The sequence below is a fragment of the Methanoregula sp. genome (genome assembly GCF_049686655.1).
Classification (GTDB): domain Archaea; phylum Halobacteriota; class Methanomicrobia; order Methanomicrobiales; family Methanospirillaceae; genus Methanoregula.
This window is the reverse complement of record NZ_JBAVIG010000034.1, coordinates 1-3,295: the sequence shown is the minus strand read 5'-3', so window position 1 is coordinate 3,295 and position 3,295 is coordinate 1. Positions and strand designations below refer to the sequence as shown.

The 3,295-nt window shown below is 48.1% G+C and carries 3 protein-coding genes and 1 tRNA gene; 2 read left to right on the top strand and 2 right to left on the bottom strand.

Annotated elements, in window-relative coordinates; translation table 11 throughout:
* Positions 1-582 (top strand): hypothetical protein (locus WBL42_RS04210; RefSeq protein ID WP_424720014.1); only part of this gene is annotated, 582 nt, incomplete at its 5' end.
* A gap of 10 nt (positions 583-592) precedes the next feature.
* The gene (locus WBL42_RS04205) at positions 593-1,255 is read left to right on the top strand and encodes a hypothetical protein (protein WP_424720013.1); all 663 of its coding nucleotides are present in this window, start codon (positions 593-595) and stop codon (positions 1,253-1,255) included.
* A 225-nt stretch (positions 1,256-1,480) separates the two neighbouring features.
* On the opposite strand, the gene WBL42_RS04200 is transcribed toward WBL42_RS04205, so the two are convergent.
* Together WBL42_RS04200 and WBL42_RS04195 are read right to left on the bottom strand one after the other, a co-directional pair.
* Positions 1,481-1,565: transfer RNA gene (locus tag WBL42_RS04200), tRNA-Leu, on the bottom strand.
* Between the two features lie 137 nt (positions 1,566-1,702).
* The coding region (locus tag WBL42_RS04195; RefSeq protein WP_424720012.1) for a KUP/HAK/KT family potassium transporter at positions 1,703-3,295 on the bottom strand (1,593 nt) is incomplete at its 5' end.

Sequence of the window (3,295 nt, the reverse complement as noted above, 5' to 3'; positions counted from 1 at the left end):
GTCGTCAATATCACCACAAATATAACGACGACAACTTATGTTCCGAAAAGTTACATCCTTGCAGGTACTGGGATTGTCATCGATGGGTTGACAGTATCTTTTTTGGCGGGAATTTTTGCATTTGTTGTGGGAATGGTTGCCTTAATAGCAATATTACGATATTCAAAAATTATTACCATAAACACGGAAGCGAGTGTTTCCGATACAACTCATATACCTCCAACAAGCGAAATACCCACATCACCCCCATCAGATATTTCAAAATCTGATATCGACAACTTCTGCAAATCGGTAATCGAATGGAAAGTTTCAGCAACAGAAAAAGATGAGATATTCCAGTTATTCAGAGAAAACCCGTATTACCTCATGGGGTATCTTGCATATATCACGAAGAAGGATATCGAGGAAACCAAAGCCCTTCAGAAGAAGATTATTGCTTTCACATTGGTATCCATAATAATTGCAATGGGTTCGATGGCTTTTACGGGGTATGCCATCAACCCGGTGTTCTTTGTTTCCGGTCTTGGGGTCTATGCATTGGTTCTTTTTGGGGTATTCTATGTTATGAGAAAATCCAAGTGAGTTTGTTGATATGAACCACGAAAACATTGATCCAAGGGTGAGAGCGCTCGTAAAGGTTATCGATTCTTATCCGAGAATTCAAACGATCATGTCATGCGGCGGGCACAAAGATCCGGATATCAAAAATTCCCAAGTACCCGAAAATGAATTTTATGTGGATTTCTGTTTTAAAGAACCGATCCCATCAAAGGAAGCGTGGCAATCATTAAACGAGATTGCACGAGGTATTTCTGAAGATTCTATTTATGAGTGGTTCAATCCTGCCGAATCATCCCTTAAACTTCTGATAGGTAGGGACGAAAATCACTTTATTTATTTTCGGTTACGCGGTATCGATGTAGATCCTGAAATCATTGCGAATTCTTTGTTGGAAAGACCATCAGAAGCTTTTGATACATTAAAACCGGAGATTCCCAACGATCAACGGGAAGTTTCTTCAGATAGTGTAAATAAAAAAGAAAGAAAATTTTTTCTCATTGGTATTGCAATGGGAATTATCGGTGGATTTTTCCCAAATCTTCTCGTTTCATTCCTTATGAAAATGCTTGAATTAAAAACACAACCTCCAGGAGCAGTCGCAGTTGAATTTGTTATGTCCGTAGTCGCATTCCTTGGAGTGATTGTTTTTTTCATTTACGAAATAGACAAGTTAAACGAAACCAAAACACATTGATCGTTTGGAAGTGGCACTATTGTTCACCACCACCCTATAATTTTTGTACCAATACCACAGAGAATTACAACTTTTATCACCCGCTGGATTGTGTCCAATATCTCATCTTCCAATGAATTGAGTTGATCAAAATAGCGCGCCGCGATGCGGGCAGTATAGCAGAACAGTGAAAGCGATTTTACAAGAGTGGCATTTTTACGGGATACCTATAACCCCTGAGTAAGATGCGTGGAGCAGGATTCGAACCTGCGAACGCCTGCGCGACGGGACCCTAAATCCCGCTCCTTTGGCCGGTCTCGGATATCCACGCCAGTGTTTCATGCGGGAAACTAATAAGGACATAGTGTCCGGAAATATCCCGGACTTATCAGGTATTCCCGCGTATCTGGACTATTTGTCAGGAACCGATAAGAGGATATCGCCGGATCAGGCCCGTAACAGGGATGATCACATATCGACACGGGTCACGACACCGTGGATCTTGTCCGAGGGCAGCTTGTAGAACTGCACCACGGATGGGGAGAGGCGTTTGATGGCGCCGAAGATCCGCCATACGATGTGGGTAGTGATGATATCCTCCATACCGTAGAAGATAGTCTTCTCATCGATCTCGGCTTCTTTGAGGATATGACCGATGTCGACGATCTCCATATACCCCAGATAAATCTCAAAGATGGAGAGGCCCGGCGTTATCTCCCTTGTGACCCCCCAGGTGACCCCGAACGGTTGTTCTGTCCGGATGATCGAGATGATGATATTGTCGTCGTAAATGATGTTGTTGGTAAACATGATCCGCTGGATGTACTGGGGCAGCTTCCGGAAATCCCGGGCAAAGAACAGTGCAGATCCCGCGATGCGGTTCACCCTGGGGTAAATCTCGTCAAATTTCGGGAGGAATTCATCGAGCGGTATCGGATTTAAGGCATTTGCGAGCTTGTTCTGCCCCTTGACATAAATGAGGATGACACAGAACGGGATGGAGGCGATCAACAGCGACACGTACCCGCCATAGGGAATCTTGTGCAGGTTCGAGATAAGGAATACACACGTGACTACCAGGACGGCAAAGGAGATCAGGCTCTTGATGATTTCGCCGCGCAGCAGCAGGATCCAGAGGATCATCACGCCGGTAATTGTCATTGTCCCGCACACGGCAAGGCCGTAGGCGTGGGTGAGGTTGTTGGAAGACCGGAATATCACGATCACCAGCAGCACGGCACAGAGGAGCATCCAGTTGACCACATCGATATAGATCTGCGACCGGAGCTGGGGTGAGGTGTATTCGATCCGCAGCAGCGGCATGATCCGGGTGGTGATGCCCTGGTACACGATGGAAAATATCCCGGAGATCATCGCCTGCGAAGCAATAACGGTGGCAGCGATACTCAGGATCAGGAACGGGATGTACAGGAACGCGAATTCCGAGAAGACCATCTCGAAGAGGACATTCTGGGCCCCGGGGTGGGTCAGGATATACGCGCCCTGGCCGAGATAGTTGATGGCAAGGGCAACGAAAACGATATACCATGCCCGGACAATCGGCTCCCGCCCGAGATGCCCCATATCCGCGTACAGGGCTTCGCCCCCGGTAGCACACAGGATGACGGAAGAAAGGATGAGGAACCCTTCAAGCCCGTTGTGAAGCAGGTAGTTCACCCCGTACGCCGGATTGATGGCGAGAAGGACTTCCGGCGCCGCAAGCAGGGCAATGAACCCGGTAGCCGCAAGGGCGATAAACCAGATGACCATTACCGGCCCGAATGCCCAGGCCACGCGTTCCGAGCCCCGTGCCTGCAGGGAGAAGAGACCGATCGCGATCAGTGCCGCGATGGACATCAGGATAATCTGTGAGGTGTTCTCATAGCCGGGGATCAGGAGGATACCTTCCACCGCGGAGAGGATACTGATCGCCGGTGTGATCACGCCGTCACCGATGAAGAGGGAGATACCGACAATGGTAAGCAGGGAAACAAACGCGATCTGGTTACCGGATTTCAGGAGGGGCAGGAGGATCTCCTTGAGCACGATCGTCCCGCCCTC

Bases quoted from the DNA above. Each gene is read 5' to 3' on its own strand.
- WBL42_RS04205 (WP_424720013.1), top strand. From the start codon at position 593: ATGAACCACGAAAACATTGATCCAAGGGTGAGAGCGCTCGTAAAGGTT.